Source organism: Anaerovorax odorimutans DSM 5092 (genome assembly GCF_000426305.1).
GTDB classification, from domain to species: Bacteria; Bacillota; Clostridia; order Peptostreptococcales; family Anaerovoracaceae; genus Anaerovorax; species Anaerovorax odorimutans.
On sequence record NZ_AUFC01000001.1, the window covers coordinates 101,288 to 118,019 of the forward strand.

Annotated in this window: 10 protein-coding genes; 6 read left to right on the forward strand and 4 right to left on the reverse strand. The window is 31.4% G+C overall.

What is annotated here, in order from left to right; genetic code table 11:
- Positions 1–122: 122 nt before the first annotated feature.
- Positions 123–3,227 carry an isoleucine--tRNA ligase gene (gene ileS, locus K292_RS0100480; protein WP_037372083.1) on the forward strand — a complete coding sequence of 1,035 codons (3,105 nt, stop codon included), beginning with the start codon at positions 123–125 and terminating at the stop codon, positions 3,225–3,227.
- A gap of 93 nt (positions 3,228–3,320) precedes the next feature.
- Here ileS and K292_RS0100485 read toward each other — a convergent pair whose 3' ends face one another.
- Complete coding sequence (locus tag K292_RS0100485) at positions 3,321–4,061, reverse strand: LysM peptidoglycan-binding domain-containing protein (protein WP_027398190.1); 741 nt, start codon at positions 4,059–4,061, stop codon at positions 3,321–3,323.
- A 161-nt stretch (positions 4,062–4,222) separates the two neighbouring features.
- Here K292_RS0100485 and K292_RS0100490 point away from each other — a divergent pair, with 161 nt between their 5' ends.
- The 4 genes from K292_RS0100490 (at position 4,223) to K292_RS0100505 (ending at position 9,973) form a co-directional block, all read left to right on the forward strand.
- Positions 4,223–5,482 carry an ATP-binding protein gene (locus tag K292_RS0100490; protein WP_051280086.1) on the forward strand — a complete coding sequence of 420 codons (1,260 nt, stop codon included), beginning with the start codon at positions 4,223–4,225 and terminating at the stop codon, positions 5,480–5,482.
- A 64-nt stretch (positions 5,483–5,546) separates the two neighbouring features.
- A complete protein-coding gene (locus K292_RS0100495) occupies positions 5,547–6,266 on the forward strand; it encodes a site-2 protease family protein (RefSeq protein ID WP_169515399.1) in 720 nt (239 codons plus the stop codon).
- 141 nt (positions 6,267–6,407) lie between these two features.
- On the forward strand, positions 6,408–8,996 hold the full coding sequence (clpB, locus tag K292_RS0100500; protein WP_027398193.1) for an ATP-dependent chaperone ClpB: 2,589 nt from the start codon (positions 6,408–6,410) through the stop codon (positions 8,994–8,996).
- Between the two features lie 140 nt (positions 8,997–9,136).
- Complete coding sequence (locus K292_RS0100505) at positions 9,137–9,973, forward strand: Mrp/NBP35 family ATP-binding protein (protein WP_027398194.1); 837 nt, start codon at positions 9,137–9,139, stop codon at positions 9,971–9,973.
- 29 nt (positions 9,974–10,002) lie between these two features.
- On the opposite strand, the gene K292_RS0100510 is transcribed toward K292_RS0100505, so the two are convergent.
- Genes K292_RS0100510 through K292_RS0100520 form a run of 3 tightly spaced genes read right to left on the reverse strand, consistent with a single transcriptional unit; the run spans position 10,003 to position 13,756 of the window.
- A complete protein-coding gene (locus K292_RS0100510; RefSeq protein ID WP_051280088.1) occupies positions 10,003–10,665 on the reverse strand; it encodes a GntR family transcriptional regulator in 663 nt (220 codons plus the stop codon).
- A 16-nt stretch (positions 10,666–10,681) separates the two neighbouring features.
- Positions 10,682–11,812, reverse strand: a complete 1,131-nt coding sequence (locus tag K292_RS0100515) for an isocitrate/isopropylmalate family dehydrogenase (RefSeq protein WP_027398196.1) — start codon at positions 11,810–11,812, stop codon at positions 10,682–10,684.
- A 24-nt stretch (positions 11,813–11,836) separates the two neighbouring features.
- On the reverse strand, positions 11,837–13,756 hold the full coding sequence (locus K292_RS0100520; protein WP_027398197.1) for an aconitate hydratase: 1,920 nt from the start codon (positions 13,754–13,756) through the stop codon (positions 11,837–11,839).
- Between the two features lie 320 nt (positions 13,757–14,076).
- Between K292_RS0100520 and nrdJ the strand changes: the two genes are divergently transcribed.
- Positions 14,077–16,428: a ribonucleoside-triphosphate reductase, adenosylcobalamin-dependent gene (gene nrdJ, locus K292_RS0100525; protein ID WP_027398198.1), complete on the forward strand. Its 2,352-nt coding sequence runs from the start codon at positions 14,077–14,079 to the stop codon at positions 16,426–16,428.
- Positions 16,429–16,732: the final 304 nt, after the last annotated feature.

Sequence of the window (16,732 nt, forward strand, 5' to 3'; positions counted from 1 at the left end):
CTTGTATATGCATTTGCAACAAAGCTATTTATTTCTTGACATAATAAGCTAAAAGAGTTTAAAATAAAAGGGTTAGAGATATTGTTAAAATTAATATATAGATAGAAAAGGGAAGATGAAATATGTTTGAAAATTTATCGGAAAAACCCATTGCTCAGATGCAGAACGGACAAGCAGAACAGTGGGAAAAGGAAGACTTACTTAATAAGTGTGTAACAAGTAGGAAAGGAAGTCCTTCATTTGTATTTTATGAGGGACCCCCAACTGCTAATGGAAGACCGGGAATACATCATGTAATAGCAAGAACATTAAAAGATTCAGTATGTCGTTATAAGACTATGCAGGGTTTTCAAGTAAAAAGAAAAGCTGGATGGGATACTCATGGTTTGCCAGTAGAAATTGAAGTAGAAAAAATGCTTAAAATGTCAGGGAAACAGGACATTGAAAAGTATGGAATAAAAGAATTCAATCAAAAATGTAAAGAGTCAGTATTCACATATGAAGGTATGTGGAGAGAAATGACAAAAAGAATGGGCTATCTTATAGATTTGGATAATCCATATATAACCCTTGACAATAATTATATTGAAACAGGCTGGTGGATTTTAAAAGAGTTTTTTAAAGCAGATATGATATATGAAGGTCATAAAATTTTGCCTTATTGCCCTAGATGTGGTACTGGTTTAGCTTCTCACGAAGTTGCACAGGGATATAAAGAGGTAAAAACAAATACTATTACTGCAAAGTTTAAGAGAAAAGATGCCGATGAATATTTTCTTGCATGGACTACTACCCCTTGGACTTTAGCTTCAAATGTTGCTCTTACAGTGGGTGCGGATATTGACTATATAAAAGTAGAGCAGAATGGAACAATTTATTATCTTGCCAAAGCACTTGCACCAAAAGTCTTAGCGGATGGTGGTGATTATACTGTTATTGCAGAAATGAAGGGAAAAGATTTAGAGTATGTTGAATATGAACAGTTAATGCCATTTATAAAAGTAGATAAAAAAGCATTTTTTGTTACATGTGCCGATTATGTAACTACTGAAGACGGTACGGGTATAGTTCATACTGCTCCCGCTTTTGGTGAAGATGACTATCAGACGGGAAGAAGATATAATCTTCCTGTGGTAAATCCTGTAGATGAACAGGGAAAATATACTGATACACCGTGGTCAGGGAAATTTGTTATGGAAGATGGCTTGGATGTTGAAATTATAAAATATCTTGCAGCAGAAGATAAGCTTTATGCAAAGGAAAAAGTAGCACATAATTATCCACATTGTTGGAGGTGTGGTACACCTTTAATTTATTATGCAAAGCCAAGCTGGTATATAGAAATGACTAAATTGAAAGATCAGCTTGTTGCAAATAATAATGAGGTAAACTGGTATCCTGATTTTATTGGTGAGAAAAGATTTGGAAATTGGCTTGAAAATGTAAATGACTGGGCAATTTCAAGGAACAGATATTGGGGAACACCGATAAATATTTGGAGATGTGAATGTGGTCATTTGGAATCCATAGGAAGCAGAGTAGAGTTGGTAGAAAAAGCTATTGAAGATATTGACGAAAATATTGAACTCCATAGACCATATGTAGATGATGTTCATTTAAAATGTGAAAAATGCGGTAAGACTATGAGCCGTATTCCTGAAGTAATGGATTGTTGGTTTGATAGTGGTGCAATGCCATTTGCACAACAGCATTATCCATTTGAAAATAAAGAACATTTTGATGAAGAATTATTCCCTGCTGATTTTATATGTGAGGGAATTGATCAGACTAGAGGTTGGTTCTACTCTTTACTTGCTATATCAACTTTTATTAAAGGGAAAGCTCCTTACAGAAATGTTCTTGTAAATGATTTGATCTTAGATAAAGAAGGAAAGAAAATGTCTAAGAGCAAAGGTAATACAGTTGATCCATTTGAATTGTTTGACAAATATGGAGCAGATGCTACCAGATGGTATTTATTATATGTTTCACCTGCATGGTCTCCTACAAAGTTCGATGAAGATGGTTTGATTGAAATTCAAAGTAAATTTTTCGGAACACTTAAAAATGTATATAATTTCTTCGTTCTTTATTCAAATCAGGACGAAATTAATCCAAAAGAATTAGATGTGGATTATAATAAAAGACCTGAATTGGATAGATGGATTTTATCGAAATATAATCAACTTGTATTGGATGTTACAGAGGAAATGGATCATTATGATCATATGAAATCTGTGAGGAGGATTCAGGATTTTGTAACGGAAGACCTTTCAAATTGGTATATTAGAAGAGCTAGAAGACGTTTCTGGGGCGAAGAGATGACTGAAGATAAGAAATCTGTATATTCCACTACGTATGAAATTTTAGTGGGAATTGCACAGCTTTCAGCGCCGTTTGCTCCATTTATCACAGATGAAATATATAAAAAATTAACAGGAGAAGAATCTGTTCATCTTTCATATTATCCTAAGGTTAATAAAGATTATATTGATAAAAATGTTGAAAAAAGAATGGATTTAGTTCGTGATTTAGTAGCACTTGGAAGAGGCGTAAGAGAAAAGCAGAGACTTAAAGTAAGACAACCTCTTAGTGAAATTTTAGTTGATGGTAAATATGAAAGCTTAATTGGGGATATGACAGATTTAATTACTGAAGAATTAAATGTAAAAAAAGTAGTTTTTGAAAGCAAATTAGATCAATATATGGACTATAATCTAAAACCTAACTTTAAGACTGCCGGACCAATTTTAGGATCTAAAATTAAAGCTTTTGGCGGAGCTCTTGCAAAATTAGATCCTGTTAAAGCTGTAACTAAACTAGAAGAAGACGGAGAAATATTGATTAATATTAATGGCGAAGATGTTAATATAACAAAAGATTTTGTTGACGTTAATATCTTAGCTAAAAAAGGTTTTGCAGTGGCGATGGAAAACAATATTTTTACAATATTAGATACAACTATTACGCCGGAGCTTATTTCTGAAGGTCTTGCAAGAGAACTAATTTCTAAGGTTCAGCAAATTAGGAAACAAAAAGATTTTGAAATGATGGATAATATTAAAATATCATATAAATCTGATGCAGAGGTAGATTCTGCAATACAAGAGCATAAAGATTATATTATGAAGGAAACTTTAGCGTTAGAATTAAATAAAGTTGACGATGAATTTAAGCCATATGACTTAAATGGTCATATGACCGGAATCAATGTAGAAAAATTATAAATTTAAAATAAAAAGGCAGTGATATTAAAAGTCACTGTCTTTTTTAGTATATTTTATATTTAATATTTAATTTTATGTTATGTTCTGTTATGTTTATTTTCCCATGTGAATTTTTATGGTTAAATTTTCTAGTGAATCTGAGAAATTAACATTTGGATTGGTTTTTTTTAAAGATTCATATGTTACACCGAATCTGTCTAATATTCTTGCTAATGTATCTCCCTTTTGGGTATTATAATTCATAATATTGATGTTGTTACTGTTAATATTGTTTTTGCTAGTATTATTGTTGTTATTATTATTTTCTTTATTTTCATCCATTTTTGGAATACAAATTCTCATGCCCACAGTTAAATTATATGGGTCAAGTTTTGGATTTGCTTTAATAATAGCATCTAATGTAACTTTGTGTTTTTTTGCAATCATGTAAAGGGTATCTTGGGGAGCAATAGTATACATCATACCATCACAAGTTTCTCCATTAGGAGGTGTTACAGGTGTTGTAGGTGTTGGCATTGGAGCCGGGCTGACAGGTGTTGTGATTTCGGGAGTTTCTGGAACTTCTGTAGTTGGAGTTTCCTCCATTGCTTCTCCTTCCCCTTCTTCCTCTTCCTCCGGTGCTTTACCAGGAATACAAAGTTTTTGTCCTACCAATAGATTGTAAGGATTTAATATTTTATTAACTTGCATAAGTATTGGTACAGGAACATTGTACTGATTTGAGATTGAATATAGTGTTTCACCTGCTGCTACCGTATGAATATCTACACATACATATTGTATGGGTGGAGTTTCAGGGAAACAGCCTGGAAACATACAGTTATTTTGAGCCATAATTCTAATCACCTTTCATTCATTGAGTTTTAGCCTCAATTATTATTTTATTATCATATTATTTAAATGGGGTTAGTTTTGTGATAAAATATTGTTAAATTATTAAGATTAAGGACAAATTAATTTTAACTATATAATTTACATATGAATAGGAGCTTATGATGAACAAAGTAAATTTAGATTTATTGATTTTATTTGATGATATTAGGAAAAACAGCGTTATTACTAGGGTTGTAAAAATATTTAATGAATTTTTTTATAAAGATTATATAGTGTATATGGAAGCTGATTATTACAGTGTGCAAAGAGATATTTTTTTTGCTGTGGAGGAAAAAGATATTATAGGATCTTATTGGCAGAGTTATGTATGCAAATTAGTGGCGGAAAGTGAAAATAAATTTAGTATTTTAAGTGAAAAGTTTATTAAAAATATAAATACAGAAAAACTTATGGAAAGAGAATTAACAGAAATTAAAAAATTATATAATTTAGATTGGCAGACTATAATTAACGTTTTTAAAGACCAACAAGCGTCTATTTTTTTTACGGAAGATACATCCTTAAATAAAAGCGGATTACTAAAGAGGAATCAAATAAAGAAAGCTTTAATGATAAATGATAATAAACAATCATTAGATTTACTTTATGATTATTATTCTAAATGGGGATGTGGTATATATGAGAAGTATAATGCCTTTGTTTGGGATGATAAACTTGTTGGAGTAAAAAATTATGATAAAATTACTTTTGACCAGTTAGTTGGCTATGAAAAACAAAAAGAACAGCTAATTGAGAATACAAAATTTTTTATAAATGAATACAGGTCAAATAATGTATTGCTGTATGGAGATAGGGGCACTGGCAAATCATCAAGTGTAAAAGCTCTGTTAAATGAATTTAAAGATCAAAAACTAAAAATAATATCTTTAAATAAAAATCATATAAAGGATTTATATAAAATAATAGAATTAGTGGCAAACAGGGGATGTAAATTTATTATTTTTATTGATGATTTGTCATTTGAAGAAACGGAAGTTGAGTATAAATATTTTAAATCTGTAATTGAAGGAGGAATTGAAGCACAGCCGGATAATGTATTAATTTATGTAACTTCAAACAGAAGAAATATTATAAGGGAAACTTGGAAAGACAGAAGTAATGAAACAGGTGATGTTCATCATAATGATGGAATTCAAGAAAGGATGTCTTTGGCTGACAGGTTTGGTCTTTTGATTACTTTTATTTCTCCTGATAAAAAAGATTACTTGGAAATTGTAAAGAAACTAGCTATTCAAGAAGGATTAAGAATTAATGAGACTCAATTGGAAGATGAGGCTTTAAAATGGGAGCTTAGACATAATGGAAGATCAGGCAGAATTGCAAAACAATTTATTTATTATATGAAAGCTAAAATGATATGATTTAAAATTTGAAGGTAAGGGTAAAAATTATATATATATATAAATAGAGAGGATGATTGATTTTTTGAGATATTTATTAAATAATCCGGTAGCAATGATTTTAATTGCGCTAATGGCAGCAAATTCATTTTTAAGTGGAAGATTTGAAAACCCGGCAGATTGGTTTATGAATACGTTAATTCTTTTGCCGGCTATAATAATAGGTCTTTCCTTTCATGAATTTGCGCATGCGAAAGTTTCTAATATACTAGGAGACGATTTACCTGAATTACAAGGTCGAGTTACAATAAATCCTAAAGCACATATAGATCCAATAGGGTTTATAGCTCTTCTATTTGTTGGATTTGGATGGGGAAAACCGGTTCAAATAAATCCACAAAATTATAAAAAACCAAGAAGAGATGAATTACTGGTAGCTATAGCAGGCGTTACTATGAATTTAATACTTGCTGTTTTATTTATAGGTATATTTAGGTTGTTAGTTGAATTCCAATATGAATTTATTACAGAGACATCTATGGGAAGTATAATATCACAGATGATATATGCTATAATACAGATTAACATTGTATTGATGATATTTAATTTATTACCTATTCCGCCTTTAGATGGATTTAATATAGTGACACAAATTTTCAATTTGAGAAATACTCAATTATACTATCAAATCTATGACAAGGGCTTTATTATTTTACTTCTTTTAATAATCTTTAATATTACCGATAAAATTCTTATTCCCGCTGTTAATATAGTTTGGAATCTCTTATGGGGAATTTTCTTTTAATATAATTTATTTAATAAATACATAAATTAGCACTCTCGTGTTTAGAGTGCTAATTTTGTGGTATAATAATAATATAAGTAAGAAAATAGATATAAAATTTTTATTAATAATATGAAAATTTCAAGTAAAGGGGGGTTATATATGAATTTTGATAAATTTACTCAAAATGCTCAGACAGCCGTAATGGATTGTCAGAATATAGGAATTCAGGAAGGTCATCAGCAGATTGATGGTGAGCATTTGCATTTAGCATTGATGCTTCAGCAGGATGGACTTATTCCTAAAATATTGAATTTTATGGAAGTTGACACAAATAGTATTATAACAGATTTACAGCAGGAGCTTTCAAAATTACCGAAAGTGCAGGGTGGTAATGACAATATGTATTCTTCCAGAAGATTAAATCAAATTTTATTAAATGCGGAAAAAATTTCGAAAGATTTTAAGGATGAGTATGTTAGCGTAGAACATTTATATTTAGCTATTTTAGATGAAAAAAATACGCCGTCAAGCAAGATTTTAAAGAAACATAATATTACTAAAGATAAATTTTTACAATCACTTTCTAAAGTAAGAGGCAACCAGAGAATAACAAATCAAAATCCGGAAGATAATTATGATGCTTTAAATAAGTATGGTAGAGATTTGGTTGAACTGGCTAGGGAAGGTAAGTTGGATCCTGTAATAGGCAGAGACTCAGAAATACGTCATACTATTCAAATCCTATCAAGACGTACAAAGAATAACCCTGTTCTAATAGGAGAACCAGGTGTTGGTAAAACAGCAGTAGTAGAAGGTCTTGCGCAGAGAATTCTTAATGGAGATGTTCCTGAGGGCCTTAAAGATAAAACCATATATGCTTTAGATATGGGAGCTTTAATTGCCGGAGCAAAATTTAGAGGAGAATTTGAAGAGAGATTAAAAGCTGTTTTAAATGAAATAGAAAAATCAGAAGGTAGAATAATTTTATTTATTGATGAAATTCATAACATAGTCGGGGCTGGTAAAACAGAAGGATCTATGGATGCAGGGAATTTGTTAAAGCCCAAATTAGCTAGAGGAGAATTACATTGTATTGGAGCTACAACTCTTGATGAGTATAGAAAATATATTGAAAAGGATGCAGCCCTTGAACGTCGTTTTCAAAAAATTCTTGTAGATCAGCCTACAGTAGAGGATACTATTTCTATTCTTCGTGGTCTAAAAGAAAGATTTGAAATACATCATGGGGTAAGAATTACAGATGGTGCATTGATAGCATGTGCTACTCTTTCCGACAGATATATAAGTGACAGATTCCTACCGGATAAAGCTATAGATCTTATGGATGAAGCTGCTTCTAAAATCAGAACAGAAATAGATAGCATGCCAGCAGAGTTAGACGAGAGTGCAAGAAAAATTATGCAGCTTGAAATAGAAAAGCAGGCACTTAAAAAAGAAACAGATAATGCATCAAGGGCAAGGTTAGAGCATATTGAAAAAGAGCTTTCTCAGCTGAAAGAAGAGAATTCACTCATGAGAGCACAATGGGAAAATGAAAAAAAATCAATTACAAATTTAAAATCAACAAAACAAGAGGTTGAGGATATAAAACATCAAATTGAAGAAGCTGAAAGAAATTATGATTTGGAAAAATTGGCTAAGTTGAAATATGGTATACTTCCTGAACTTGAAAAGAAAATGGAGGAAGCGCAGCAATTTCAAGATGATGCTAAGGAAAAAAGACTTTTAAAGGAAGAAGTAGGCGAAGAAGAAATTGCAGAAGTTGTTGCAAAATGGACAGGTATACCAGTAAATAGATTGATTGAGTCAGAAAAGGAAAAATTACTTCATTTATCAGATATATTGCATAAAAGAGTAATTGGTCAGGATGATGCAGTAACAGCGGTATCAGAATCGGTTTTAAGAGCTCGAGCAGGGTTGAAAGATGCTAATAAACCAATTGGTTCATTTATTTTCCTTGGACCTACGGGGGTAGGTAAAACAGAATTGGCAAAGGCTTTATCAGAAGCACTGTTTGATACAGAAAAAAATATGATAAGAATTGATATGTCAGAATATATGGAAAAACATTCTGTATCAAGATTAGTGGGGGCTCCTCCGGGATATATTGGATATGATGAAGGAGGGCAGCTTACTGAAGCTGTTAGAAGAAGACCATATAGTGTAATATTATTTGATGAAATTGAAAAGGCTCATCCAGATGTATTTAACATTTTACTTCAGCTTTTAGATGATGGCAGATTAACAGATAATCAAGGCAGAACAGTAGATTTTAAAAATACAATTGTCATTATGACTTCTAACATAGGAAGTCCTTATATAATAGAAAATATATCAAAGGATGGTACTATTTCTGATAGTGTGAAAGAGCAAGTTGAGAACGAAATGAAAAGACATTTTAGACCTGAGTTTTTAAACAGAATTGATGATATTGTTGTTTTCTCTCCACTTACAGAAGAACAAATTAAAAAAATTATTGATATTTCTATGGTTGCAATGATACAAAAACTTGCAGAAAAAAATATTACTATTACTCTTACTGATGCCAGCAAAAAGTTTATTGCACAAAATTCATATTCTCCAAATTTTGGTGCAAGACCAGTTAAGAGATATTTACAAAAAAATATCGAGACTGAAATTGCGGCTAAAATTATAAAAGGAGAGGTAAATGATGGAGATAATATAATAGTGGATGTTAAGGATGATGTTTTATCATTCAGTAATTAATAACAAATTTTATGAAACTGCATGGATATTTATTCATGCAGTTTATCTTTTATATGTATGTTGACTTATATTGATATCAAAATTATAATAAAATATGTATGTCAATTCTAAATTAAATATAAAAGAAAGAAGATGAAATAATGAGTGAAAAGTGTGAACATAATTGCAGTTCTTGTGGCGAATCCTGCAGTGAGAGAACAGAACCACAGAGTTTCTTATTAGAAGGAAATGCGAACAGTAATATTAAAAATATAATTGGAATAGTAAGCGGAAAAGGTGGGGTAGGCAAATCTTTGATTACATCTATGCTTGCAGTAATGATGAAAAAAAAAGGTTTTGAAAGTGCTGTTTTAGATGCTGATATAACTGGCCCTTCAATACCAAAGGCCTTTGGCATTGAAAGTAAGGCGTTAGGAAGTGAGTTGGGAATTCATCCTGTTAACAGCAAAAATGGTATAAAGATTATGTCAATTAATTTATTGCTTGAAAATGATACTGATCCGGTTATTTTTAGAGGACCTATTATTGCGGGAACAGTAAAGCAGTTTTGGACAGATGTTATTTGGGGTGATATAGATTATATGTTTGTGGATATGCCCCCAGGAACAGGAGATGTTCCATTAACAGTATTTCAATCTTTGCCTATTTCAGGCATTATTGTAGTAACTTCTCCTCAAGAACTTGTTTCTATGGTGGTTACTAAAGCTGTAAAAATGGCTAGAATGATGAATATTCCAATTATAGGTATAGTTGAAAATATGAGTTACGTGGAATGTCCGGATTGTAAAAAAAGAATTAATATATTCGGGGAAAGTCATATAGATCAAATAGCCCAAAAATATGAATTGGATGTTTTAGCTAAATTACCTATAGATGCTCAATTTGCAGCAAGTTGTGATGCTGGGAAGATAGAGGATTGCGAAGTTCCTCAGCTTGATGGTATGGTATCAAAATTAGAACAATTTGTAAGAAAATAATTTTATATTAAAAATATTAAAACTCCGAGCTATTTAGCTCGGAGTTTTGCATTATCTAAGTGTTTTACTATAGCTGACATACCGGCATCAGGGTCTTTTTTTATAAAAGCATTAAAAATTTCTCTGTGTTCTTCTAAAACTTCTTCTAAATAATTTTCCGCATAATTTGTAGAGATTTTACTTTGCTTTATATAAACTTGATATGATGCTAAAACATGTTTCAGCATTCTATTTTTTGAAGCATTATAAATGAGCTGATGGAAATTACTGTTGATATTAAGCATTTTATCAATATCTTTTTTCTGAGTATAAAATTCCATAAACTCAAAGGCTTCTTCAAGTTCTTCCAATTCGTCTTTAGTAATTCTTTCTATTGCCCATTTTATTGCAATCATCTCATATGCTTTACGTAATTCATACATATCTTCCATATCTTGTTTAGAAAAACCAACGACAAATGCTCCCCGATTTGGAATGGTTTCAATAAGCCCTTCTAGTTCAAGTTGTTTAAAGGCCTCTCTGACAGGTGTACGGCTTACGGCATACTCGTCGCAAACATGTTGCTCAGTCAGTTTTTGCCCTGGACGCAATGATCCTTGTAAAATATCTTTGCGTAATCTAAAGAATAAATCTGTAGATAAAGGAGCTCCGGTGGCCTTAATACCGAATGTTTCTTTATATTTTAGCTCCATAATTGATCTCCGATTCTTATTTTATTTTAGATAAGACATAGTCTGAAAATTCCGCTGCAGTATTTCCTTTTCCGTCAATAGTCATAATGGTGTTTTCTTCTGCATAATTTATTGCAGAAGAAAGTAAGTTAGCTTTCTGTGCATACCCGATATGGCGAAGCAACATTTCTGCAGCTTTTAGGATACTTGAAGGATTTGCATATTCAGCAACTCCATCAGCAACCATTCTCGGCGCACTTCCGTGTATAGCTTCAAACATGGCATATTTGCTGCCAACATTAGCACTGCCTGCTGTACCTACACCACCTTGAATTTGTGCAGCTTCGTCGGTAATAATATCACCGTATAAATTAGGAAGTATGAAGACATGAAAATCACTTCTGATTTGTTCATTTACAAGATTTGCAGCCGTAATATCAACATACCAATCATCAACTGGTATATCTTTATAATTTTTAGCAACATCATAGCATATATCAAGGAATTTCCCATCAGTCTTTTTCATTATGTTAGCCTTAGTGATTATTGATACTTTTTGGTTACCGTTAGCTTTTGAATATTCAAATGCAGCTTTTGCAATACGTCTTGTTCCGTAATCAGTTGTTACTTTAAAGTCCATAGATATTTCATTATTAATATCTACACCTTTACTTCCTAATGTATATTCTCCTTCAGTATTTTCACGATAAAAAATCCAATCAATGTTTTTTTCAGGAATTGTTACAGGTCTTACATTTGCAAATAAATCAAGCTCTCTTCTAAGTGTAACATTAGCACTCTCTATGTTTGGTAAATTATCAGATTTACTTGGTGTTGTTGTAGGACCTTTTAATAAAATATGACATTGTTTTATTTCATCTAATACATCCTTAGGAACCGTCTCCATTTTAGCAATTCTGTTTTCTAAAGTAAGACCATTTATATTCTTTAGCTCAATTTTACCTGATTCAATTTCATCTTTTAGAAGAGAATTGAGCACTTTTTTTGCTTCTTTAAGAATAATGGGACCAATGCCGTCTCCATCAATAATTCCAATAATAATTTTATCTATTTTATTATAATCAGTAAAATCATCAGAATTTTTCATTTTTTCAACTCTGGCAATTTGTTCTTCAACTATCTTTTCAAAAGCCTTTATATAATCCATATTAAAATCTCCTATACGTTTTTCTTATTTTTTTATTGAATTAATTTTTCCTCCAGCTAAAATCATTTCAATATCTAAATCTGAGAAGTTTGTTATTGTACGGTATTCTTTTCCTGTTTCAATATTTTTTACAATAACAATTTTATTTTTTACTTGTTGTCTTGCGTTTTCTATAATAAGTTTTTGGCCTAATGAAAAAGTATCGTAATCATCAGGATTCTCAAATACAAGTGGAAGGATTCCGCTATTAATTAAATTAGAACGATGAATTCTTGCAAAGGATTTTGCTAACACAAATTTAATACCAAGATAAAGTGGTGCAAGAGCTGCATGTTCACGGCTGGATCCTTGTCCATAGTTCTCACCTCCGATAATAGCACCTTCTTTTGCTTCTTTACATCGAGTTGAAAAATCTTTATCAATCTTCTCAAAACAGAAATTTGCAAGATAAGGAATATTTGAACGATACGGAAGTAATCTTGAATCGGATGGCATAATATCATCTGTTGTAATATTATTCCCAGCATGAAGTACAATGGTAGCTGTTAATTCATCTGGTAGATTTTTATTTTGAGGGAAAGGTTTAATATTTGGTCCCATAGATACCTCAGTATTATTTTTGTTTGTGCCCTTTGGATATACAATAAAATTATCATTTGGGATAAAGTTTTCTTCAGGAATAGAAGGTAAATTACAACCAGAAATCATACCATCTGTAAGAACTCCCTTTATAGCTGAAATGGCAGCAGTTTCAGGACTTACAAGATATACATCAGCATCTAATGTACCACTTCTTCCTTTAAAGTTTCTGTTAAATGTACGCAGTGAAACCGCTCCTGATTCAGGAGATTGTCCCATGCCAATACATGGACCACATGCATTTTCAATAATTCTGGCACCAGCATTTATCATATTTGCAAGGGCACCATTTTCAGCCATTTTACTCATAATTTTACTTGATCCCGGGGAAATTACAAGGCTAACATCTGGGTGAATTTTTTGCCCTTTTAAGATTTCAGATACTTTCATTAAATCTGTATATGAGGAGTTTGTACAGCTTCCTATTGCAACTTGATTTATTTTAATCTCTCCTATATTTTTAACAGAATCAACATTATCAGGACTATGAGGTTTAGCTGCAAGAGGTGTAAGGGAGGATAAATCCACCTTTAATTCTTCGTCATAAACTGCATCAGCATCGGCAGAAAGTTCAACATAATCTTTTTCACGTCCCTGGGAAGCCAGATAAGATTTTGTATTTTCATCACTTGGGAATAATGAAGTTGTAGCACCTAGTTCGGCACCCATATTTGTAATTGTAGCTCTGTCTGTTACGGATAATGATTTTACTCCTTCACCAGTATATTCAACTATTTTGCCTACTCCGCCTTTAACTGTAAGCTGCTGTAAAACATATAAAATAATGTCTTTTGCAGATACCCATGGCCTTAGCTTACCTGTAAGTTCAACTTTTATTACCTTCGGTACTGGAAGACTATATGTTCCCTTAGCCATAGCAACTGCTACATCAAGACCACCTGCACCTATGGCAATCATACCAAGACCGCCGCCTGTTGGAGTATGACTGTCAGAACCAAGAAGAGTTTTCCCTGGAATTCCATAATTTTCAAGATGAAGCTGATGGCAAATTCCATTACCTGGTTTTGAGAATAAAACGCCGTGCCTTTTTGCAACACTTTTAATAAAAGCATGATCATCTGCATTTTCGAATCCTGTTTGTAAAGTGTTATGATCTATATAAGCAACAGATAGTTCTGTTTTAATTTTTTCTATATTCATAGCTTCAAGCTGTAAATACACCATAGTACCAGTAGAATCTTGTGTAAGTGTTTGATCAATCTTAATAGTAATTTCTCCACCTGGAGTAAGAGTTCCTTCAACAAGATGATTTTCTAAAATTTTATAAGCTAATGTTTTCCCCATAATATTAATCCTTTCTTGTGATAATTTCATATTTTTATTCTAATTATAACTATTACCTTTGTAAACATGTATACAATTATACATTTATTCAATTAAAAAGTCAATAAATATACGTATAATTATCTGATTGAATTATGATAATGTAACAATATATAACTTTTAATTATATCGAAATTGTAAAAGTGATTGGCATAATTATACATATAATAAACTATTAAAAATAGTAAAAAATATATATTATGATAGCTTGAATTTAAATATAATATACTATATAATGATGTTTAACGCAATACCGATAACAATATATGGGAGGGAAGCTTGTGAAGATAGTTATAAAAAGGAATGGAACAAAAGTAAAATTTAATCATATAAAGATTCAAACCGCTATTGAAAAAGCTATGCTTGAAACAACTGGTGGTATTGATTCTAAATTAGCAAGTAATATTTCTGCAGCTATAGAAAATCATATTGAAAAAGCATCGAGAACTTTAAATGTTGAAGATATTCAAGATTTAGTTGAAGACTTTCTTATGGCTAGTGATAGGAAAGATGCAGCTAAAAAATTTATCATTTATAGATACGAAAGGGATAAGACAAGAGGTATAAGAAAGAGACAGGATGGAAGAATTATATCTGATGAGTTTATAAGCAAATTCAAACATGCTTCTTCTCCAATGGGACAGCTTGGAAGTTTTGTTTATTACAGAACCTATTCAAGATGGATTCCTGAGGAAAAACGCAGAGAATATTGGTGGGAAACAGTAAGGCGTGCTGTTGAATATAATTGTAGCTTAGTTCCCACTTCAAAGGAAGAAGCTGAAAAATTGTATGAGAATATATATGAATTAAAGCAATTTCTTTCAGGCAGAACTTTTTGGGTAGGAAGTACGGAAGTGTCAAAATATTATCCCATGTCAAATTACAATTGCTCATTTCAAGTAATTGATAATTTTATCTCTTTTAGAGATATTTTTTATTTATTAATGGTAGGCTCAGGAGTAGGTGTTAGGGTACTAAAATCGGACGTTGAAAAATTGCCAATGGTCAGGACAGATGTTGAATTAATACATGAATCTTATACTCCAATATTAAAAAATTTAAGGCAAGATAATACTTCCCTTGATTTCACACATAATGATACTGTTAAAATAACTATTGGAGACAGTAAAGAAGGCTGGGTACAGTCTATGGAGTATTTTTTTAAGATATTTTATAGTAATGAATACAGAAAGATAAAGACAGTAATATTAAATTATGATAACGTAAGGCCAAAAGGAGAAAAATTAAAAACCTTCGGAGGAACGGCAAGTGGGCATACCAGCATGAAAAATATGTTTATAAAAATATATAAAGTTGTTGAAAAGGCCAGTATGCGTTCCACTTCCAATAAGGTTAAATTAAAACCTCTTGATTGTTTGGATATAGTAAATATTATTGGAGAAAATGTTGTCGTAGGGGGAGTTCGGAGAACGGCTGAAATCGTACTTATAGATCAAGATGATAAAGATTGTATTCAAGCGAAAAGCGGGCTTTATAAGAAAGTTGAAGAAAAGTGGATTATTGATCAGGAGATATCTCATAGACAAATGAGTAATAATTCTATTTATTATACACGTAAACCTAGCAGAGAAGGATTACATTGGCATTTAGAGCAAATGAGGTATTCTGGTGAACCTGGGTGGGTAAACGAGGATGCGGGCAAAAAGAGAAGACCTAATTTTCAAGGTGTAAATCCTTGTGCAGAGATATTATTAGATTCAAAGGGGTTATGTAACTTGACTACTGTTAATGCCATGTCTTTTGTAATAGATGGTAAATTAGATTATAAAGGATTAATGGAAGCTCAAAGGCTGTCTGCAAGAGCCGGTTATCGTATGACCTGTACAGAGCTTGAGATACCTGAATGGAATGACATTCAACAAAGAGATAAATTGCTTGGATGTTCTTTAACGGGATGGCAAGATATGGTTAATGCATTAAGTTTTGATAAAGAGTCACAAGAAAGCCTTTTAAGAGATTTAAAAAATACAGCTAGAAATGCAGCAACAGAATATGCAAAAGAATTAGGAATGAAAGAACCTTTGCTTATTACTACAATAAAACCGGAAGGCACTTTAAGTTTGCTTCCAGTTGTCTCTAGCGGAGTACACTTTTCTCATTCAACATATTTTATAAGGAGAATTAGAATAAACAGTGATGATCCACTAGTGAAAGTTTGTGAAGAACTTGGTTATCCTGTATTTCCCGAAGTTGGTCAAACCTTAGAAAATTGTACAACGAAAGTAGTTGAATTTCCTGTTAAAGCACCTGAAGGCAAAATTAAAAGTGATGTTTCAGCAATTGAGCAACTTGAAATATACAAAATGTTTATGGCTAACTATGTGGAGCACAATTGCTCTATAACTGTACATGTTAGGGATGATGAATGGGACGATGTGGAAGAATGGGTGTGGGATAATTGGGATGATACAGTTGCGTTGTCATTTCTATCTTTTGAAGATAATTTTTATGAACTTTTACCTTTTGAGTCAATTTCTGAAGAAGAATATAATGAAAGAATAAGTAAAATGAAACCGTTTATTCCTTCTTTAATTTCAAAGTATGAAAAAGAAGAAGTGGAATATGATATTGGAAATGAAGGCTGTGATAATGGGGTTTGTCCAGTAAGATAATAAAAGTTAAAATAAGTAAGTGTATTTTAATATATTTACTTATTTTTTATTTATAGAATAAATTATAAAGCTATGGATGAGAGCCTAAAAAGAGAAGAAAATAATTAGAATCATTAAAGTGTTAATGTCTTTGATTAGAAATCTTTTGACTTATAATTAGCCCTTTTATTTTTTAGTAATATTTTTTTGAAATATATTTATAATAATGATATATAGTTTTTTATATTAAAAATCAATCAACTAAAATTTTATTATAGTTTGTAGATTGACAAATAAATATTATTGTGATAAACTACTTGCATAG